Genomic DNA, 18,869 nt, shown 5'->3' with positions numbered 1-18,869 from the left:
TCAGATGAGCGCACAGCCACCCGCAGTCAAACCACCGAGACGACCGCTGCGACTGGCCGCGACGGCCGCCGCCGTCGTGCTCGCCATGGTGATGGGGATCGTCACGGTTCGGATCGCGTCGGCGGCGGTCACCGCCCAGGACTCCACGATCGTGGGCGTCCAGTCCGGGCGCTGCCTGGACGTACCGAACTCCACCACCACCAACGGCACCCAGGTCCAGTTGTTCGACTGCGGCAGCGCGACCGGACAGCGCTGGACGTATACCGCCAGCAAGCAGCTGACCGTGTACAACGGGAGCAAGTGCCTCGACGCGTACGGGCGGGGCACGGCCAACGGGACCCAGGTGATCATCTGGGACTGCAACGGCCAAGCGAACCAGCAGTGGAATTTCAACTCGAACGGCACGATCACCGGGGTGCAGTCCGGGCTGTGCGTCGACGCGAACGGTGCCGGCACGGCGAACGGTACGAAGATCATTCTGTGGTCCTGCAACGGTCAGAGCAACCAGCAGTGGACCGTCTCCGGTGGATCGACGCCGTCGCCTACACCGTCGTCGAGCGCCTCGACCAGCCCGCCGCCGCCCGGGAGCCTGCCGTGTGACCTCTACGCGGCCGGCGGAACCCCGTGCGTCACGGCGCACAGCACCATCCGGGCGCTGTTCGTCGCGTACAACGGGCCGCTGTACCAGGTGCAGCGCACGTCGGACAAGCAGTACCTGGACATCGGGCTGCTGTCGGCCGGTGGCGTGGCCAACGCCGCCGCGCAGGACACGTTCTGCGCGAACAGCGCCTGCACGATCACGAAGATCTACGACCAGACGGCCAACCGCAACGATCTGCCCGTCTCCTGGGGTGGCCTGTGGAAGGGTCCGGGGCCGAACGGCGCCGACGTGCCTGCGGACGCCAAGGCGCTGCCGGTGACCGTCGGCGGCCACAAGGCGTACGGCGTCAAGGTCACCCCCGGCGTGGGGTACCGGATCGACAACGCGAAGAAGGTGCCGACCGGGTCCCAGCCGGAGGGTATCTACATGGTTACCTCGTCGAACTACGTGAACGACCAGTGCTGCTTCGACTACGGCAGCGGCGTGAACTCGCACACTGACGCGGGCAACGCGACAATGAACGCAATCGAGTGGGGTACCGCGTGCTGGTTCGGGACCTGGGGGAACAACCCGTGCGTCGGCGCCGGCCCGTGGGTGGAGGCCGATCTGGAGAACGGCATGTTCCATACCAACACCGGCTCCAACAAGGACCCGAACAACTCGGGGGTGCACTTCCCGTTCGTGTCCGCGTGGGAGAAGAACAACGGCACCTCGAACTTCACGCTCAAGTACGGCGATGCCACCAGCGGCGGGCTGGTCCGGCCATACTCCGGTCCTCTGCCGAACGGGTACTCGCCGATGAAGCTGGACAGTTCCATTCTGCTGGGTACCGGCGGGGACAACAGTCACTACGGTGTCGGCGAGTTCTTCGAGGGTGCGGTGACGGCCGGCTACCCGAACGACGCGACCGAGGACGCCATACAGGCGAGCATCGTCACTGCCGGATACCGCTGACGCTGACCGAAACTAGGGCCTGATTCGCGGCACCGTCCTCCCCGCCGGGAGGACGGTGCCAGGGCCGCCCCTGTTCGGCTTCAACCCCGGCCACCTGCATCGCGGCGCCGAAATGATCCGTGATGCTGGCCCGATCGACCATCTCCTTCGGCGCGGGTCCAGAGCGCCCCGGACAGGTGCGTCACCCAGAGCGGCCCGCGCCTCGGTGGCCTACTGTGGGTCGTCGCTTGTCGACATTCGAAGGGATGACGTCGATGGGTCGCACGCAGCTGTACCTGGTCCGCCACGGCGAACAGGATCCGGCCTCCGGTCACGGCCCCGAAGGCGGTCTTTCGCGGCTCGGAAGTGAGCAGGCAGATCGGCTGGGCCGCCGGCTGCGTACGACGCCTTTCGCGGCCGTCCATCACAGCCCGCTGGCCCGGGCGGTCCAGACGGCCGAGGTCGTCGCGCACCATCTTCCGCAGGTGCCGAGACACGCCTGTGACTTCATCACGGATCGAACGCCGGTGCCATCCGCCGCGCAGCGCAGTCGCTACCCGGGCCGGTGGCATGCCTGGCTCGACGGCGTGCCCCACGACGAGCGCGACGAGGACGCCGTCGCCTTGCAGGCTGCTGTCGACCACTTCGGTGTCAGCGGCGACAGTGACCGGCGCGAGCTGCTGATCACGCACAACTTCGTGATCGGCTGGTTCGTCCGCCACGTGCTTGACGCCCCGCAGTGGCGTTGGATCGGACTCAACCAGGACAACTGCGCGATCACCATCGTGCAGTGGGAGTCCGGTCGACCTCCGGCCCTGGTCAGCTTCAACGACACGGGTCACCTGTAGCCGCAGCTCAACGGCGTCCGCTCATCGAGCGGAAGAGGACGCGAGGACTGGTGGCCGCTGGGTTGGCGGTTGTCATCGGTTCGTCTTGCGCGCGTGCAATCGGCCTGTGGGTCGGCGGACGTCGGGCATGCCGGTCAGGGAGACGGGCTCACCGGGCCTCCCGGCTGGCCTCGATGAGCTGGTCCAGGGCCGCCTGCGGGACGGCCTGACCGAGAAAGCCGATGAACACGCGCATCGGCATCGACTCGACCATGCGCAGCTGGTCCTGTTGCTGCTCGGCCTGGGCGCGCTGCTCGGGGGTCATCGCGGCGGTCATGCCCCGCATCAGCGCGGGACCGGCGACTGGATGGGCGAACCATTCGCCGACAGTGGAGTCCATCGACAGCGGGGTGACCAGCGGGTCGCCGCCGAGCTTGACGGGCTCCTCAGCCACGACCGTGGCCGCGTCCGTGCCGACCTGGATCCGGTACTGACCGGAGGCGACGACCCACCGCTCGTGCATGATGTCCCAGTACGCGAACGCCCGCCGGTCGAGGGTCAGGGTGACGGTACGCTCCTCCCCCGGCTCCAAGGCGACCTTGGCGAACGCGCGGAGCTCTCGGGCGGGGTGACGGACCGGTCCGGCGTCGGTCGCCACGTACACCTGGATGACATGGCTACCGGCCCGCGCACCGGTGTTGGCGACGGTGACGGTGACCTCGGCGGTGTCGTCGCCGGTGACGGTGACCGCGAGGTGGCGGGTGTGGAACGTGGTGTAGGTCAGACCGTGCCCGAACGGGTAGCGCACCGGCGCCTCGACGCTGGTGTAGTACCGGTAGCCGACCATGACGCCCTCGCCGTAGCGGACGTGCTGCTGCTCGCCGGGGAAGGTGAGGTAGCTCGGCGTGTCCTGCAACCGCAGGGGAAGCGTCTCGGCAAGGTGCCCGGACGGGTTCGCGATGCCGTAGAGCAGATCCGCCAGCGCGCCGCCGCCCGCCTGCCCGAGCAGGAAGCCCTCGAGGATCGCCTCGACGTCGTCGTGCCAGCCCTCCAGCGACACCACGCCGCCGTTGGCGAGCACGACGACGGTGCGCCGGGCCGCGGCGGCAACCGCGCGGATCACTTCCACCTGAGCGGCCGGCAGGTCGAGGTGGGTGCGGTCGAAGCCCTCAGACTCCTCCTTGTCGCCCAGGCCGGCGAAGACGACGGCGACGTCGGCTGCGGCGGCGACGCGCACCGCCTCGGCCCGCAGCGCCTCGGCGTCACCGCTGCCGTCGGCGGTGAACCCCGGCGCCCAGGCTACGGTCTGCCCGTACGCCTCGGCGTGCACGCGGATGCTGTCCAGCGCGGTGTCAAGACGGGTGGGGTTGACCCGGGAGCTGCCGCTGCCCTGGTACCGCGGCTCGGCGGCGAGGGCACCGATGACGGCGACGCTGCCGGCGGTGTCCAGTGGCAGCGTCCGGCTGTCGTTCTTGAGCAGCACGGCACATTGCGCCGCCAGGTCCCGCGCGAGCGCGTGGTGGGCGTCGGCGTCGAACGTCCAACCCGCCGCGGGCCACGCCTCGGCGAGCGCGAGGACGCGCCGCACGGCCTCGTCCACCACCGACTCGTCCAACGCCCCGCTGCGCACCGCGTCGACGATCTCCCGGTCCGTCACGCCGCCGTTGCCCGGCATCTCCAGGTCCAGTCCGGCCGAGAGCGCGGCGACCCGGTCGCCGACCGCACCCCAGTCGGACACGACCGCTCCCGTGAACCCCCATTCGTCGCGCAGCAGGTCGGTCAGCAGCCAGCGGTTCTGCGCCGCTGACACACCGTTGATCCGGTTGTACGAACACATGACGGTGGCCGGCACCGCCTCGGTCACCACACGCTCGAAGGCCGGCAGGTAGATCTCCCGCAGGGTGCGCTCGTCGACGTCGGCGCTCACCCGCATCCGGTCGGTCTCCTGGTTGTTGGCCGCGAAGTGCTTGACCGACGCGCCGACACCCTCTGCCTGCATCGCCCGGGTGTACGCGCTACCCAGTACACCGGACAGGTACGGGTCCTCCGAGTAGTACTCGAAGTTGCGCCCGCACAACGGCGACCGCTTGATGTTGACGCCGGGTCCGAGCAGCACGCTGACGCCGAGCGCACGGGCCTCGCGACCGACCGCCTGTCCGAGGCGGGCGGCGACCTCAGGATCCCAGGACGAGCCGACGGCGACGGCCGGCGGGAAGCAGGTGGCCGGCTCGCTGACGCTGATCCCGAGGTGGTCGGCCGCTCCGGTCTGGCGGCGCACCCCGTGCGGGCCGTCGGTCAGCACGATCGACGGCAGCCCCGCCTCGTCCAGCCGCTTGGTCGACCACATGTTGTGGCCGGACAGCAGGGAGGCCTTCTGCTCGAGAGTGAGGTCGGTGACGTCGTTCATGCGGATCCTTCCGGGTTGAGCGCGGCGCACAGGTCGGCCTCGAGGCCGTCGGGCACACCGGGGATGTACTGCAGCACGGTGGTCAGCGACATCGCGGCGGCCTCGGGGGCGGAGCCGTCGATCGGGATGCCGGGGAAGTACCTGGCGAAGACGGCGCTGACGCCGGGCCAGACGGTGGGGTCGTCGGCGATCGTCTTCAGTGGCGTGTCCATGGTGTACTCGGGGCGCGCGCCGTGGCCGGCCGGCAGCGGGTAGCGCCAGGTGTGGTGGCCGGGGCCGACCTGTTCGGCCGCGTCGGCCGGGTGCAGCGGCAGCACCACCTCGGCCTCGGCGCCGGGCGGGATCGTGACGTCGACGGCCAGCTCGTCGCCGTCGACGCGCCAGTGCACCTCCACCCGGCCGAGCACGGTGTCGTGGGCGGCCCGAGCGGCGGTGAGGCCACCGCCGGGCTGTGGTGCGATGCGGATCCGCCGCCAACCGGGCTCGGTGCGCTGCAACCCTCCGACGACGCGGTGCAGCCAGTCGGCGACCGCGCCCAGGGCGTAGTGGTTCAGCGACGTCATCCCGGTCGAGTTCAGGGTGCCGTCGGGCCGCACGGCGTCCCACCGCTCCCAGATCGTGGTGGCGCCCATCGTCACCGGGTACAGGAACGACGGGCACTCCCGCTGCATGAGCAGGAGGTACGCCTCGGTCAGGTGCCCGGTCGAGGACAGCGCATCGGTGATCAGCGGCGTGCCGGCGAACCCGGTCGAGATGCGGTAGCCGGCCTTGGCGACGAGCTCGGCGAGCCGGTCGCCGGCCTTGTGCCGCTGCTGCTCGTCGAGGATGCCGAAGGTGATCGCGAGGGCGTACGCGGTGGCGGACTCGTTGACGATCCGGCCGGCCTCGGTGACGTACTCCCGGCGGAACGCGGCCCGCACCCGCTCGGCGAGGGCGGTGAAGTGCGCAGCGTCCTCGTCCCGGCCCAGCAGCGTCGCGGCCCGCGCCGTCTCGCGGCTGGTCCGGCACAGGTACGCGGACGCCAGCAGGTGACGGTCGGTCTTGCCGCCGGCGGGGTTGTCGGCCGGGGCGTCCGGGTCGAGCCAGTCGCCGTACTGGAAGCCGGCGCTCCACAGGCCGTGCTCGTCCAGCAGCCCTTCGACCTGCCGGACGAAGGCCGCCATGGAGTCGTAGCAGTCGCGCAGGATGTCGACGTCGCCGTACTCCTGGTAGAGCTGCCACGGCACGCTCACCGCGGCGTCGCTCCACAGCGCGGTCGGCGGGGACGGGGTCGACAGCACGTCGGGCACCACCCACGGCACGAATCCGGTCGCCCGCTGCTCCGCCGCGAGGTCGGCCAGCCAAGAGCGCAACACCCCGCGCACGTCGTACAGGTAGGCCGCGGTCGGCGCGAACGCGTTGAGGTCACCGGTCCAGCCGAGCCGCTCGTCGCGCTGCGGGCAGTCGGTGGGGACACCGACGAAGTTGTCCCGCATCGACCACACGGTGTTGGCATGCAGCCGGTTGACGAGCTCGTCGGAGCACTCGAACCAGCCGGTCCGGATCATGTCGCTGTGCACGACCACGGCCCGGACGGCGTCCGGTGTCAGCTCCCCCGGCCAGCCGTCGACCTCGACATAGCGGAAGCCGTGGAAGGTGAACCGTGGCTCCCAGGTCTCCGGCGCCCCGCCGCGCAGCGTGTACCGGTCGGTGGCCTCGGCGCTGCGGTTGGATTGGGTGTCCAGCTCGCCGGCGGGGGTGAGGTGCTCGGCGTGGCGCAGGGTGATGGTGTCCCCGGCCTCGCCGGTGACGGTGATCCGGACCCAGCCGGAGATGTTCTGCCCGAAGTCCACGATTGTGGTGCCGGCCGGGCCGGCCGTGATGGCGGCCGGTGGGAGTTCCTCGATCCGGCGGATCGGCGGGGCGATCGGCTTGGTCAGTGCCGCGAGGTTCCAGTCGAACGGCCGAGCGGGCTGCCAGGTGGTGTCGTCGAATCCGGGCCGGGGCCAGCCGTCCGGTTCGAGGCGCGCGTCGTAGGTCTCGCCGTCGTAGAGGCTGTTCGCCCGGACCGCGCCGGTAGCGACGCGGAACCCGCTGTCGGTGCCGACGGTCTCGGTGCGGTCGTCGTACTCGAGGTCCAGCTGCAGCCACAGGGCCGGCCGGTCGGCGTAGTGCGCTCGCCGGTGCTCCCAGCCGAGACGGCCGACCGCCCAACCCTCCCCGACGACCGCACCGACCGCGTTGGCGCCGGCGGTGATCGCGTCGGTCACGTCGTAGCTGCGCACGTCGAGGCGGTGCCGGTAGGACGTCCACCCCGGCAGCAGTACGTCCGCCCCGACGCGGACGCCGTTGACGTACGGCTCGACGATGCCAAGGCCGGTCACGTGCAGGGTCGCCCGCCGCACGCCCTCCCCCACGCCGAGCTCGCGGCGGAAGTAGACGGCAGGATCACCCGCCTCGGACGGGGTCTCGGCGCTGATGAACGACGCCTGCCAGGAGCTGGACACGATCGGGTCAACCCTTCCGTACGCGGTCACTTGACCGACTTGATGCGCAGCACGACCAGTCCGCCCAGCACCGTGCAGGCGGCGGCGACCGCGTAGAGCAGTGTGTAGTTCTTCGCCCCGCCGGCCGCGCCGACGGCGAGGAACAGCGGCGCGATGAACGGCCCGGACGCCTGCGGGATCGAGGTGGCGAAGCCGGTGATGCCCATGAACCGGCCGGCCGCGGTCTGCCGCTCGGGCAGGACGTCCAGCAGCAGCGCCTGGTCGACGGCAGCGAACGCACCGATGCCGAGCGAGCAGATCAGCGATCCGGCGAACAGCACCGGCCGGCCGGGCGCGACCGCCATCAGCACGGCGCCGAGGCCGAACACCGATCCGGCGGCGAGCACGAACGGCCGCCGTCGGTGCAGGCGGTCGGACAGGAATCCGCCGCCGATCGCACCGGCGGCGGTCGCCAGGACGCCGACGCCGCCGAGCACCGCGATGAGACCCGCCACCTCTTCGACCGGGACGTCGAGGCGATCGGCGAAGAAGAACGCGGTGAAGGTCGTGTTGAACGTGAGGCCGAGGTAGAACAGGAACCGGCCCAGCCAGTTCCACGAGAAGTCGGGGTAGCGGCGCGGGTGGTAGAGGTACTTCGCCGCCAGCGTCGCCACGCTGAGCGGCTCACCGACCGCCAGACCCCGGCTGTCGCGTTCGGGCACAACCCCGGTGAACAGAACAACGAGCAGGACGCCGATCGCGCCGGGCACCAGAAACAGCAGCAGGTTGCTGCCGCTGAGCCCGCCGGCGATCACGACGCCGACCACCGGGCCGATCTGCTGGGCGAAGCCGCTGAGGCCGGCCACCCGTCCGCGTTGCTCCTCCGGCAGCCGGTCGGCGGTGGAGGTCTGCAGGTTGGCGAAGGTGGTGCCCCAGCCGAGCTGGGCGAGTAGCCAGCCGAGGCCGAGGACCAAGATGCTCGGCGCGAGCGCCATGACAACCAGGGAGACGACGCCGATGACGGTGCCGCCGAGCATCCACGGCCGGCGGCGGCCCAGCCGGCTGCGGGTTCGGTCGCTGAGTACGCCGAGCAGCGGGCTGAGCAGCAGGGGCACCATCGCGCCGGCGCCGGTGATGTAGCCGAGGTAGTCCTCGTGGCCGGGGGCCAGCTGTTGGACCCGGATCGCGAGCGAGATGGCGATCGGCGTGATGAAGGCGACGAACACGCCGAACTGTGCGATGACGATGAGCCAGATGTAGGTGGCGTCGACCTTCTGTGTCGTCTTGTCCGCGCTGCCGGGGGGCGGCTCCACCGGCGGGACAGGTAAGGGTGCGGGGGTGGCGGCGGGTTGCGGGTCGCCGGCGGCGAGCGTCATGGGTTGCCTCCGTCGGGAGTGGCGCCGTTCTGCGTGGTCCGGCGGGCCGGTCGGGGTGCCACGACGAACTAGCGCGCACTAGTTTCGGCGAAGTCAAGCACGAGCGACTAGCGCGCGCAAGTAGGCAGGGGTTCACGCGCTAGCGCGCGCAAGTTTTAGGATCCCACCGACGGAGGGAGCCGAGTGGCGAACCAGACAGGACGGCGCGTGACCGCGGCCGACATCGCACGGTCACTGGGGATCTCCCGGGCGACTGTGGGGTTCGTCCTGAACAACACGCCCGGCCAGACCATCTCCCTGGCCACCCGGAGCCGGGTGCTGCAGGAGGCATCCCGGCTCGGTTACCGCCCGCACAAGGCGGCCCAGGCCCTCGCCCGCGGCGGAAGCCGAATCGTGCTGTTCGTGCTGCCGGACTGGCCGGTCGACCACACGATGCGGCAGTACCTCGAGGAGGCCGCCCACACGCTCGACGAGGCCGGCTACTCCATGGTCACCTACACCCGCCACGCCACCGACCGCGCCCGACCGCTGTGGGAAGCCCTCGAGCCGGAGGTCGTGATCGGCACCGCTCCGTTCGACCCTGCGGTCGCGACCGCCCTGCGTGCCAGCGGCATCACGAAGCTGTTCCCCGACCCCGAGCAGCCGATCCCCGATACCCCCGCGGCGACCGCCGGCACCCGCCTGCAGGTCCGCCACCTGTACGAGCTCGGCCACCGCAGGCTCGCCTTCGCCGGCGCCACCGATCCCCGCCTCGCCTCGCTCGTCGCGGTCCGGCAGCAGGCCGCCGAGGAAACGGCCGCCGCGCTCGGCCTGCCACCACTCGACGCCCGCCTGCTCAATCCGGCCGACGACTCAGCCGGGGCCGCGGTCAGCACCTGGCGTCGCGCCAAGGTCACCGCCGTCGTGGGCTACAACGACGACATCGCCGCCGCGGTGGCCGGCGCCGCGATCCGCGCCGGCCACCGCGTGCCGCAGGACCTCGCCGTCGTCGGCCACGACGACAGCCCGATCGCCGCGCTGTTCGTGCCGGCGCTGTCCAGCGTCCGCATCGACTCCATCGGCCTGGGTCGTTTCGTCGCCGGCATGGCGCTCCATCTTGCCGACGGCCGAGGCGTGCCGGCGGGGCCCTCCGAAGTGGATGCATCGCTCGTCATGCGGGAGTCCACCGCCGCTCCCGACTGACCCGGAACTCGCAACGCCGCCGGCGGCCAGACCCTGCCCATCGAGCCGACCACGTGGCGCTGATGCAGAGCCACCCGTTTACGGCCGGATGCGGTCCAGATGTCCTAGGTGTTCAACAGCCGGCCACGGTGCGGTCGCTTGGCCCGGCGGCCTGGCGCCGCCACGCGTAGTACGTCGAGGCGCCCAACCCGATGCCCGGCCTGCAGTTCGTCCGGGTCCCCCTCGAACGCCAGTGAATGACAGCGGCGCCTCGAGATCGTGTGCGCGCTCGTCGCTGCGACCGGAAACTCCGGCCACGCATGATCGACCCGACGATGATGGCCGGATCATTGCGGTAGACGTCTCGCGGGCCACTGTCGTCGGCGCCGAGAGGCTTTTACGGTCGCCTCATGACCGACGTGCTGGCCTTGCCAAGCGGCCTCTTGCCCGACGCGATTCTCTCGATCACGCGGACTTCCGAGAGTCCCCCGATCGCCGAGCACAGCATCCGAAGCTTCCTGTACGCCCGCATCCGGGCTGTGCACGAGGGCACTGTGGCGGACGCGCAGTACCGGGAGGATCTGCTCTTCGCCGCCTGCGTCCTGCACGACCTCGGTCTGGGCAGTCTCGCCCGGGGACGGACGCGGTTCGAGGTGGAGGGCGCCGATCTGGCTGCGGCGCTGCTGACCGAGCATGCAGTCCCCGCTGCCGATGTCGATCAGGTCTGGGAGGCGATCGCCTTGCACTCCTCGCATGGCATCGCCGATCGGCGCGGGCTGCTGACCTACTTGACCTACAAGGGCGTGTTCATGGACGCCGGCCGCTTCACCGATGGCCTCGACGACGGGTTGCTGCGGCAGGTGCGTGTGGCCTATCCACGACCCGTGGGTGACCGCTCAGTACGCGACGCGATCGCCGATCACGCCGCGCGCTCGGAAGCCGCAGCGCCGCCGTACTCGATCGGGGCCGAACTCCTGCGCCAGCGACGAGCCGAAGCCAACGCTGCGAACTGACCGCGACCACAGGCAGCACGCCGGTCTCACGACGCGGCCTGTTCTTCAACGAGGTCGAGCTTGACGTGCGGCTGAGCATATGTGGTCACATCGATGTTCACGAGGTCGCGCCACCATGGCGCTCCAGGGTCTTGTCAGGATCGCCCTGGGTCACCATCCTTTTGAAGCACACCAGCCGCCGCGCACGCCGGATGAAGTGCCAGCGGCGGGAGTGGCACCAACCCGGCCCCGCCTACCGGTCAGGGCGGCACGACGCATCGACCTTGGGGAGCACGCGGCGGGTGGGTGCCGGTCGGTGTTTGTACGAAGCGGGCCTCTGCCTGGACTTCGCAGTGATCGGCGCTGGCTGGACACCCGAGATCGCCGCGGTCGTGGTCGTGCACACCGGCGGCGGCCTCACCTCGAAGCTCGCGCGGATCCGCAGCTGGTGCGACGAGCGCGACGTACTGCTCATCGAGGACGCCGCGCGCCGCGACCGACTTGGTCCGGTCGTTCGCCGACACGCTCACCGCAATGTTGACTCCGTCGCCGGCGGTGAATTGGTCTCAGCCGGTGTTGGCCTGGGCGGCGTCGCCGGCGTAGTGCGCGAGGACGCGGGCGTGCATGACCCGGCGCCACAGCGGCGGTACGAGGGCAAGGACGACCATGGTGGCGTATCCAGCCGGTAGCTGCGGTGATTCATTGAAGCTGCGTAGCACCTGGTAGCGGCGCAGCGGATTGGCGTGGTGATCGCTGTGACGCTGCAACTGGAACAGGAACACGTTCGTGACGAGGCGGTCGCTGTTCCAGCTGTGACGCGGGTCGACCTTCTCGTACCGCCCGGCTTCGGTGCGCTGCCGGCGCAACCCGTAATGCTCGAGGTAGTTCACCGCCTCCAGCAAGGTGAAGCCCACCACGGCCTGGAGCAGCAGCATCGGCACCACGGCCCAGCCGAACACGCCGACGAGCACCGAGTACAGCACGCCCGTCATCGCCCACGCGGAGCGCACGTCGTTGCGCAGGGTCCACGGGCTGCGGCCCCGGATGCGGTGCCGGGCAGTCTCCAGCCGCCATGCGGAGCGCAGGCTGCCGACGACCGTGCGCGGCCAGAATCGCCAGAGGCTCTCGCCGAGCATGGAGCTGGCCGGGTCCTCCGGCGTGGCGACCCGGACATGATGGCCGCGGTTGTGCTCGACGAAGAAGTGGCCGTAGCCAGTCGGGGCGAGCGCGATCTTCGACAGCCAGCGCTCCACGGACTCCCGTTTGTGCCCGAGCTCGTGCGCAGTATTGATCGCGACGCCATTGACGATGCCGACCGTCAGCGTCAACCCGGTGGCACCGACCAGATCGACGGCGCCGTGAGAAAGCCAGCTCTGCCATACCCAGCACCCGGTGACCAACGACGCGTACTGCGCCGGCAGGTAGAGATACGTGATCCACCGGTAGTACGGCGAACGTTGTAGCGCCGGGACGACATCCTCCGGCGGGTTCTGCCGATCCTCGCCGAAGATGAGGTCCACAGCGGGGATGAGCACGAAGACCACGAACGGCGTGAGCCACCATGCCCAGGCGCTACCAGTAGCCACGGCGAGTCCGAGCGCGGCGAACGGCAGCGCCGGGACTACCAGTGCAAGCGGCCACGGTGGCCGCCTGGCGTCTTTACGTCAATTGCGCCATAGCCACACAGGCGATCACGTCGTCGCCAGGTTCACCGTGGTGATGGGCGGCGATGTCCGTGCCGGGACGGCCCTGATTCCCCCACGCTGGCTGCCCACCGTCGCATCCTCCGGCTCAACCCAGTCTCGATACAACTATCGTAGTTAAAAGCACTACCATGGTAGTGTACGCTCGTGACGTTGGGACGACGCGAACAACTGCTGGATGCCGCCATCGAGGTGGTCGGCACCCAAGGCATGCATGGATTGACGCACCGGACGCTCGATGCGGCGGCCGGCCTGCCGGCGGGCTCGGCGTCCAACCATTTCCGCACCCGCGCGGCCCTGCTCGACGCAGTGGTCGAGCGATTCGCCGAACGCGAGCGGCAGAATTGGGAGGCACTGGCCATGCGCAGCGCACCGCGGACGCCACAGCAGCTCGCCCGTGTCCTCGCCGACTTCGCCGTCGGAGCCACCGGAGCGCACCGGGCGCTCACCATGGCGCGATACGCGATCCTCGTCGAGGCCGGAGTGCAGCCGTCCTTGCGAGCCCAGCTTGCGGCTACCGGCGCCTGGGTCAACACGTGGGCCACCACCTGGTTCCGCATCGCCGGCTCACCCGACCCGGAGCGGCACGCGCCAGCGATCATGAACCACTGGACCGGCATCGTCCTGCATCAGCTCGCCATGCCCGATCCCGCCTTCGATCCTTATCCGCAGATCGAGGCGGTCGTCTCCGCCGTCGTCCAAGCCGCGCCGGCCATGGCACCGGCGGAGGATACGACATGACTGGCCGGCCCTCGGCAGCACAATGCCGGCTTCACGGAGCGCGGGGCCCCCATCGACGCGCTGATCCAGGGCCAGGACATCGCCCCGCCAGTCGGCCGCGCCGCCCGTCGCGACCGCCGCCGCGGCGGTCGCGATGACCCGGATGCGGACCACGCGGTTCTCGCCGCCGTTCCCGGCGATCGCAAGATGCGGCAGTTCCGGCCGGCCGCTACCGACACCGCACGGGTCATGGGCGAGGGCCCCGAGGTTCGCGGCCCGATCGCGGCCATCATGCTCGTCACCGCCCTTGCCGCCCACCCGCAACCGGCTTGACCCGGTCTGCCGGTCGTCCTTACCGACCACCGTGTTGTACCGACATGTCTGCACCCCGTCGAACGGAGAGCCCACCGTGCGCCGACTCCTGCCCCTCACCGTCGCCCTGCTCGTCGTACTGACCGCATGCACCCGTGGCCCGCAGGCTGACGGCCACGCCGCTGCAGCCGCCTCCTCACCCAGCGCAGACAGCGGCACCACAACGGCTCCCAGCCCCGCCCCGCCGGACGATGCCGGATCGCTCGCTCCGGGCCAGCAGCCCGGCCTGGACGACTACAACGACGACCGCACACCCGATCCACTGTGCGGCGCCCAGGACTTCGGCGGCGGCCTGACCCTGCGGATTCCGTGCACCATCACGACCGCGCACGAGCCCGAAGAAGGCACCCGGCTCGTCAAGGACTCCCTCTACCGCCTGCCCGGTGTGAACATCGACCTGGAGGGCATCTCCGGTGAGATGATCTTCGCGCGCGCCGCCGGAACCGACGAGCGGGTCTTCGTGATGATCTTCAACAGCGACAACCTGTTCGCCACGGGAAGCGCCGCACTGACCGACCCCGACCAGATTGCCAAGACGATCAGCGTGATCAACGCCAAGCTGTCCGACGGGGTCATCCAGGTCCGTGGCCATACCGACTCCACCGGCACCGCGTCGGGCAACCAGACGCTGTCCGCGAGCCGTGCCACCACGGTGCAGCACTACCTGACCACACACGGCGTCAAAGCGACCGCCGTCAGCGCCGTCGGCCTCGGCAGCACCCGCCCACTGGTCGAGGAGACCAACCCGGACGGCAGCGTCAGCGTCAAGGGCCGAGCCTTCAACCGCCGTGTCGAGATCGTCGTCCGGCTGCCGAAGAGCTGACCACCCCGACACCCGGGCCGGGCCGGTCGCACCGGCAGCGACCCCGGTCGCCGTCGCGGTAGGGGCCGGAGGCGGGCAGGCGTGTTCACGTGTACAGCTCCCGATCGAGCTCGTTGATTTTGATGAGGAGACCGTCGGGGGTGGTGACCTGCAGTTGCCGGCCGAATCCCTCGTCGGTGGTCGGCTGGGCGATGGTGACGGCGGCGGCGGCGCGCAGCCGGGCCTCGACGGTCTCGAGCGGCTCGGTGGTCTCGAAGTTCAGTTCGACTTGACCTTCGTGCTGCTCGGGGTTCGGCGGGTGGGCCAGCAGCCCGACACGGCCGGCGCCGATGCGCAGCATGACGAAGTCGCCGTCGCGGCTGCCGTGCTCGACTGTCGCACCGAGTGCCTCGTAGAACGCCACCGACGCCGGCATGTCCTCGACGTGCACCATGGGCTGCAGGATCAGGGCCGGCTGGTCTTCGGTCATGGCGGACTCCTTGTCGAGATGCTGCTGCAGGACGCGGGCGACGAGGTCGGACAGCGACAGCTGCACGTCCACGGCGTGATGCTTGATCCGGCGCACCAGCGCCGGGTCGAGGTTCACGTTGAACTGCTGACGAGGCACAGCCACCAGTCCACTATCGACGGCAGCGACCGTGGCGACCGTCGCGCCGGCGGTTGGATCAGCGGCCTGCGGCTCGCGATGGGCGTGTTCCAGGCGGACGCCACGCAGGCAGGCCGTTGGGGGTCGTCCTATGGTGGCGGCTAATGCCCGCCGCAACGCTCGGGGTGACTCCGCCGCCGCGGCGATCACGATGATCGTGATCGGGTCGCCAGCGTGCTGCTGCATGACGTCGACGGCACGGCGCAGAGTTGCGGGACGCCCCGGCGGGCCCATCCGCAATAGCACACCCGCCGCGACCGGCCTACTCGTCGGCTGGCACGGTCCTCCGATGAGCTTCGACCGGCGTGTGCGGGAACGAGGCCCAGATATGTTTGGCAGTCGCTGTCGCATACCAGCCGACATCAAGAGCCATCTGCCGGGCCAGGAACAAACCACGCCCGCCGGACCCGAGCGGCTCGACGTCACGCAACTGCGGAATCGCGGCCAGGTCATGATCGGCGATGTCGAGCACGAAGCAGTCGTCAGCCACGAGCAGCCGCACGATGCTCGGCGGCAGCCCATGCAACAAGGCGTTGGACGCCAATTCCGTGACGACCAGCAAGACCCGATCGGCACGGTCGTCAAAACCGTCACTCGTAATGAGCTGATGCCGGTGCAGCTCCGCGAGCACCTCGTCGCGCAGCCCCTGCATCCTCCCCAGATCGTCCAGCACCCACCGTCGTACCTCCGACGCCGATGAAGATGGCGGCGCCGAGCGCAACTGCGTCACGCGTCGCGGGGTACCCAGCCACACCGATGTCTACACAACGAATAAATCCGGCAAGGTCGTACCGAACGGATCGAGGCGCCCGACCCGGCCAGCCTGACGAGATCCGCACCTCCTCCCGCCCGCCGAGCACGCACCCCACCGGCGCACCGCAGCCGCACACCAGCCCGCCCCGACCACGGCCCAGAAACCGACCACTTCCGCTCCGGCATCCCTGTCACAGACCTTCTGGCCTCTCAGAGGCGACCTGTGGTTCCCCTCGTAACGTGGAGGTTGATGGGCGCAGGGCAAACGGATGCGGTCCAGGTCGCGGAGTCGTCACTGTGCATCACGGTGACTGTGTTCCGACACCGGAGCGAACCGGACGTCGGCGACGCCGGCCAGGCGGCCGAATCCGTTCCGAGAAAGGCCGGTGGCCCGGAGCCGAAGCTTCCGGGCCACCGGTGGGATGTGCCGCGGGACTAGCCGAGGAGCAGCAGTTGCCACAGGTCGTAGGACTGGATGCCCCGCCCGTGGGTGGCCGCGTACAGCCGCAGCCCGAACAGGCCGGTGCGCAGCTGCATCGTCGTCGTCGTCGGCAGGTTGCGGCCGAGCACCTTCCAGCCCGTCTGGCCTGGCGCCCGGTACAGCACGCCGAGGTCGGTGCCGACCACAAGGCCGCCGCCCCAGATGACCTTCACCGCGTTGGCCGGGATGTCCGGCAGGTTCGCGGAGATGTCGGTCCAGTGCGCGCCCGCGTCGCGGGACTCGAAGACGTGCCCGACGCCGGCACCCGGGCCCTCGGTCCACTTGCGGGAGTAGCCGTTCATGGCCACGAACACGTGGTTGGGGTTGGCCGGGTCGACGTCGAAGCCGGAGACGTACCGGTTCGGGATCACACCGTTGGCGGGCAGGTCCAGCTGGTGCCAGCCGGTCCCGTCGGCCTTGCCAACCGCAATGCCCCGGGTGAAGCCCTGGTTGTTGCACGGGCCGCACCAGCCGACATACACCATGCCGCCGGAGATCGACACGCCGGTGGCGACATGCCCCGCCCCGAGGTCGAACACGTTGATCCAGTCAGCGCCCGACTGGATGTTGAAACCCTTGTGCTGGATCCACACATGGGTGCCGCCGGCGACCCAATCGTTGCCGCTGGCCGCGATCGGCGCGATGAACCGGGCGCCGGCCGAGCCGAGGGCATTGTCGGGCGGGGCGACGTTGCGGCTGGAGACCTTCGACGGGTCCGTGGTCCAGGAGCCGTCATTGACCGCGCAGTTGTTCGTCACCGACAGCGCCAGATACACGTACTCGGCCGCGATATTGCACCCGTTGGCCGGGTCGACGATGGTGTCACCGCCGTCGCCGCCGAAGTTCGAGCCCATCACCCGGTCGCCGGGGCGCAGGATCGACTGGCCGTTGTCCTGCAGGCCGCCGCTGACCGCCACACCCACGTTGCGGCCCTGCCTGTCCAGGCCGACGCCGACGGAGTAGTACTGCAGCACGTCCATGCTGCCGTCGTTGAGCGACGCCCAGTCGGTGCCGTGGCCGGACGCGTCGGCCTTGCCGTTGACGGGCCGGCGGTACGCGCCGCCGTCGTTGCCCACGACCACGTACGGCTTGCCGTCTTTGCTGCCGATGGTGACGGCGTGCTGGTCGGAGTGCGGGGTCTGGTGGCAGTCGCCGGTCTGCTTCGACGGGTCGATGCTCCAGCACGGGAACGGGAAGTTCCAGTACGGGCCGGGCGTGGTCCAGGTCGCGCCGGCGTCCCTGGTCTCGAAGACCTCCTCAAGACCCATGTACACGTGCTTGGGGTCCTTCGGGTCGACCTGCAGGAACTGGTTGTACCAGCTCTGGATGCCCGGCATGTACCCGTCGTCGGTGAGCGCCGAGCCCGACGCGGCCAGCTTGTGGTAGTCCGCCACGAGCTTCCACGGGCCGGCCGGCGAGCCGGAGTCCGAGGTGTAGATGCCGCCCAGGGCGCTGTCCGGGTTGGTGTTGAGCTGCTCCGGGGACTGCTCGATGGCGTAGTACTTCGACCCGTCCGCCGAGGCCGCGAAGGTCACGGCGCCGACGTCGTCGGGCTCGCTGGGCAGCCCGGCCGGCGCGGTGCGCTGCCAGGAGCCGCCGACCTTGGTGTAGAAGCCGTTGTAGTCGTCGCCGCTGCGCCAGCCGATGGCCAGAATGACCTTGTTCGGGTCCTTCGGGTCGATCGCGATGTCATTGGCGATGTTCTTGTACGGCGCGCTGGCGTCACCGGCGAGCGACCCGCCCGGCAGGTAGTCCGGGTTGGGCGCGAACTCGAGCTTCCAGGGCCCGGACAGGGTGGTGGTCGAGTGCGTCCACACACCGCGGCTCGTCGCCGCCCAGACCTTGTCACCGCCGAAGCGCAGCGCCCGGATCGTGGTGCTCTCCAACTCGGTGCCGCCCACCCGGCCGCTCGCGCTGAACTCGCCGTGGCGCGGGTCGCCGAGCACGAACACACCGGCGCCGACGAAGCTGGTCGCGCTGGTGTTGGCCTCGCCGGTGGCGTACCAGAGCCGGCCCTTGCCGTCGAGGCGCAGGTCACCGGTGGCCGGAGAGGACAGCTTGTCGGAGATCGGCTGCCAGTTGCCGCCACCGGTCGAGGAGCGCCACACGCCGCCGTTGGCCGCACCGGCGTAGACGTAGCCGTGGTCGTCGGCGGCCAGGCCGGTGATCCGGCCCGTCACGTTGCCCGCGCCGCCGGAGGAGTTGGAGTTGATGTCGCGGTAGCGCGGATCATCGGCGTTGTACGGCACCTTGGTCTCGTCGACCCAGCGCCCGCCGGTGTGCGGCAGGGACTGCAGCTGGGACCAGGCGGCCGAGTAGGCGCCGGGCGCGACGACGCCCGGTGCGCTGCGGGCCTCGTTCCACTGGTCGGCCTGCTCCATGATATCGCTGGAGCCTTCTTCGTCGTCGTCTTCCCCGGCGGCCTTGGCCGAGAACGTCGAGGCGCCTTTTGCATTGCGGTGTGCCGTGGCGGTCAGGTCGCCGGCGCGCGCCGGACGCGGCTTGCCCGGTGCGGCGCCGGCGGGTGCGCCGGCCACCGTGAGCGCGATCGCGGACAACCCCGCGACGATGAGGACACGTTTATGCCGTGTCGGCGGCAGTGCAGGCGG

14 protein-coding genes are annotated in these 18,869 nt (G+C 70.1%); 6 read left to right on the top strand and 8 right to left on the bottom strand.

Annotation, left to right across the window (positions count from 1 at the left end; translation table 11 throughout):
• The first annotated feature begins 4 nt into the window (after positions 1-4).
• Both Dvina_RS17670 and Dvina_RS17665 read left to right on the top strand, forming a co-directional pair.
• Entirely contained in the window at positions 5-1,555 is a 1,551-nt protein-coding gene (locus tag Dvina_RS17670) for an arabinofuranosidase catalytic domain-containing protein (protein WP_223103560.1), read from the top strand.
• Positions 1,556-1,677: 122 nt separating this feature from the next.
• On the top strand, positions 1,678-2,382 hold the full coding sequence (locus tag Dvina_RS17665; RefSeq protein WP_246656285.1) for a histidine phosphatase family protein: 705 nt from the start codon (positions 1,678-1,680) through the stop codon (positions 2,380-2,382).
• Between the two features lie 148 nt (positions 2,383-2,530).
• Here the strand turns inward: Dvina_RS17665 and Dvina_RS17660 are convergent, their stop codons facing one another.
• Genes Dvina_RS17660 through Dvina_RS17650 form a run of 3 tightly spaced genes read right to left on the bottom strand, consistent with a single transcriptional unit; the run spans position 2,531 to position 8,609 of the window.
• A complete protein-coding gene (locus Dvina_RS17660; protein WP_223103559.1) occupies positions 2,531-4,768 on the bottom strand; it encodes a glycoside hydrolase family 3 C-terminal domain-containing protein in 2,238 nt (745 codons plus the stop codon).
• A complete protein-coding gene (locus Dvina_RS17655; RefSeq protein ID WP_223103558.1) occupies positions 4,765-7,254 on the bottom strand; it encodes a glycoside hydrolase family 78 protein in 2,490 nt (829 codons plus the stop codon). The genes Dvina_RS17660 and Dvina_RS17655 overlap by 4 nt, the downstream gene beginning before the upstream one ends.
• Before the next feature lie 26 nt (positions 7,255-7,280).
• The gene (locus Dvina_RS17650) at positions 7,281-8,609 is read right to left on the bottom strand and encodes an MFS transporter (RefSeq protein WP_223103557.1); all 1,329 of its coding nucleotides are present in this window, start codon (positions 8,607-8,609) and stop codon (positions 7,281-7,283) included.
• Between the two features lie 207 nt (positions 8,610-8,816).
• Between Dvina_RS17650 and Dvina_RS17645 the strand changes: the two genes are divergently transcribed.
• Together Dvina_RS17645 and Dvina_RS17640 are read left to right on the top strand one after the other, a co-directional pair.
• Positions 8,817-9,791: a LacI family DNA-binding transcriptional regulator gene (locus tag Dvina_RS17645; protein ID WP_246656284.1), complete on the top strand. Its 975-nt coding sequence runs from the start codon at positions 8,817-8,819 to the stop codon at positions 9,789-9,791.
• 389 nt (positions 9,792-10,180) lie between these two features.
• Positions 10,181-10,783, top strand: a complete 603-nt coding sequence (locus Dvina_RS17640; protein ID WP_223103555.1) for an HD domain-containing protein — start codon at positions 10,181-10,183, stop codon at positions 10,781-10,783.
• 239 nt (positions 10,784-11,022) lie between these two features.
• Here Dvina_RS17640 and Dvina_RS17635 read toward each other — a convergent pair whose 3' ends face one another.
• Positions 11,023-11,292: a hypothetical protein gene (locus tag Dvina_RS17635; protein ID WP_223103554.1), complete on the bottom strand. Its 270-nt coding sequence runs from the start codon at positions 11,290-11,292 to the stop codon at positions 11,023-11,025.
• A 36-nt stretch (positions 11,293-11,328) separates the two neighbouring features.
• Entirely contained in the window at positions 11,329-12,390 is a 1,062-nt protein-coding gene (locus Dvina_RS17630) for an alkane 1-monooxygenase (RefSeq protein WP_223105581.1), read from the bottom strand.
• 222 nt (positions 12,391-12,612) lie between these two features.
• On the opposite strand from Dvina_RS17630, the gene Dvina_RS17625 reads away from it, so the two are divergent.
• Positions 12,613-13,206, top strand: coding sequence for a TetR/AcrR family transcriptional regulator (locus Dvina_RS17625; protein ID WP_246656283.1), 594 nt, complete (start codon positions 12,613-12,615; stop codon positions 13,204-13,206).
• 286 nt (positions 13,207-13,492) lie between these two features.
• On the top strand, positions 13,493-14,380 hold the full coding sequence (locus Dvina_RS17620; RefSeq protein WP_223103553.1) for an OmpA family protein: 888 nt from the start codon (positions 13,493-13,495) through the stop codon (positions 14,378-14,380).
• Positions 14,381-14,465: 85 nt separating this feature from the next.
• Here Dvina_RS17620 and Dvina_RS17615 read toward each other — a convergent pair whose 3' ends face one another.
• From Dvina_RS17615 to Dvina_RS17605, 3 genes are all read right to left on the bottom strand, one after another.
• Complete coding sequence (locus tag Dvina_RS17615; protein WP_223103552.1) at positions 14,466-15,260, bottom strand: VOC family protein; 795 nt, start codon at positions 15,258-15,260, stop codon at positions 14,466-14,468.
• Between the two features lie 28 nt (positions 15,261-15,288).
• A complete protein-coding gene (locus tag Dvina_RS17610) occupies positions 15,289-15,699 on the bottom strand; it encodes an ATP-binding protein (protein WP_246656282.1) in 411 nt (136 codons plus the stop codon).
• A gap of 515 nt (positions 15,700-16,214) precedes the next feature.
• Positions 16,215-18,818 carry a beta propeller repeat protein gene (locus tag Dvina_RS17605; protein WP_246656281.1) on the bottom strand — a complete coding sequence of 868 codons (2,604 nt, stop codon included), beginning with the start codon at positions 18,816-18,818 and terminating at the stop codon, positions 16,215-16,217.
• Positions 18,819-18,869: the final 51 nt, after the last annotated feature.

This window comes from Dactylosporangium vinaceum, from assembly GCF_019904175.1.
GTDB lineage: Bacteria > Actinomycetota > Actinomycetes > Mycobacteriales > Micromonosporaceae > Dactylosporangium > Dactylosporangium vinaceum.
This window is presented reverse-complemented; position numbering and strand designations above follow the sequence as displayed.

Bases quoted from the DNA above. Each gene is read 5' to 3' on its own strand.
- Dvina_RS17670 (WP_223103560.1), top strand. From the start codon at position 5: ATGAGCGCACAGCCACCCGCAGTCAAACCACCGAGACGACCGCTGCGA.
- Dvina_RS17665 (WP_246656285.1), top strand. From the start codon at position 1,678: ATGCTGGCCCGATCGACCATCTCCTTCGGCGCGGGTCCAGAGCGCCCC.
- Dvina_RS17660 (WP_223103559.1), bottom strand. From the start codon at position 4,768: ATGAACGACGTCACCGACCTCACTCTCGAGCAGAAGGCCTCCCTGCTG.
- Dvina_RS17650 (WP_223103557.1), bottom strand. From the start codon at position 8,609: ATGACGCTCGCCGCCGGCGACCCGCAACCCGCCGCCACCCCCGCACCC.
- Dvina_RS17640 (WP_223103555.1), top strand. From the start codon at position 10,181: ATGACCGACGTGCTGGCCTTGCCAAGCGGCCTCTTGCCCGACGCGATT.
- Dvina_RS17615 (WP_223103552.1), bottom strand. From the start codon at position 15,260: ATGGGCCCGCCGGGGCGTCCCGCAACTCTGCGCCGTGCCGTCGACGTC.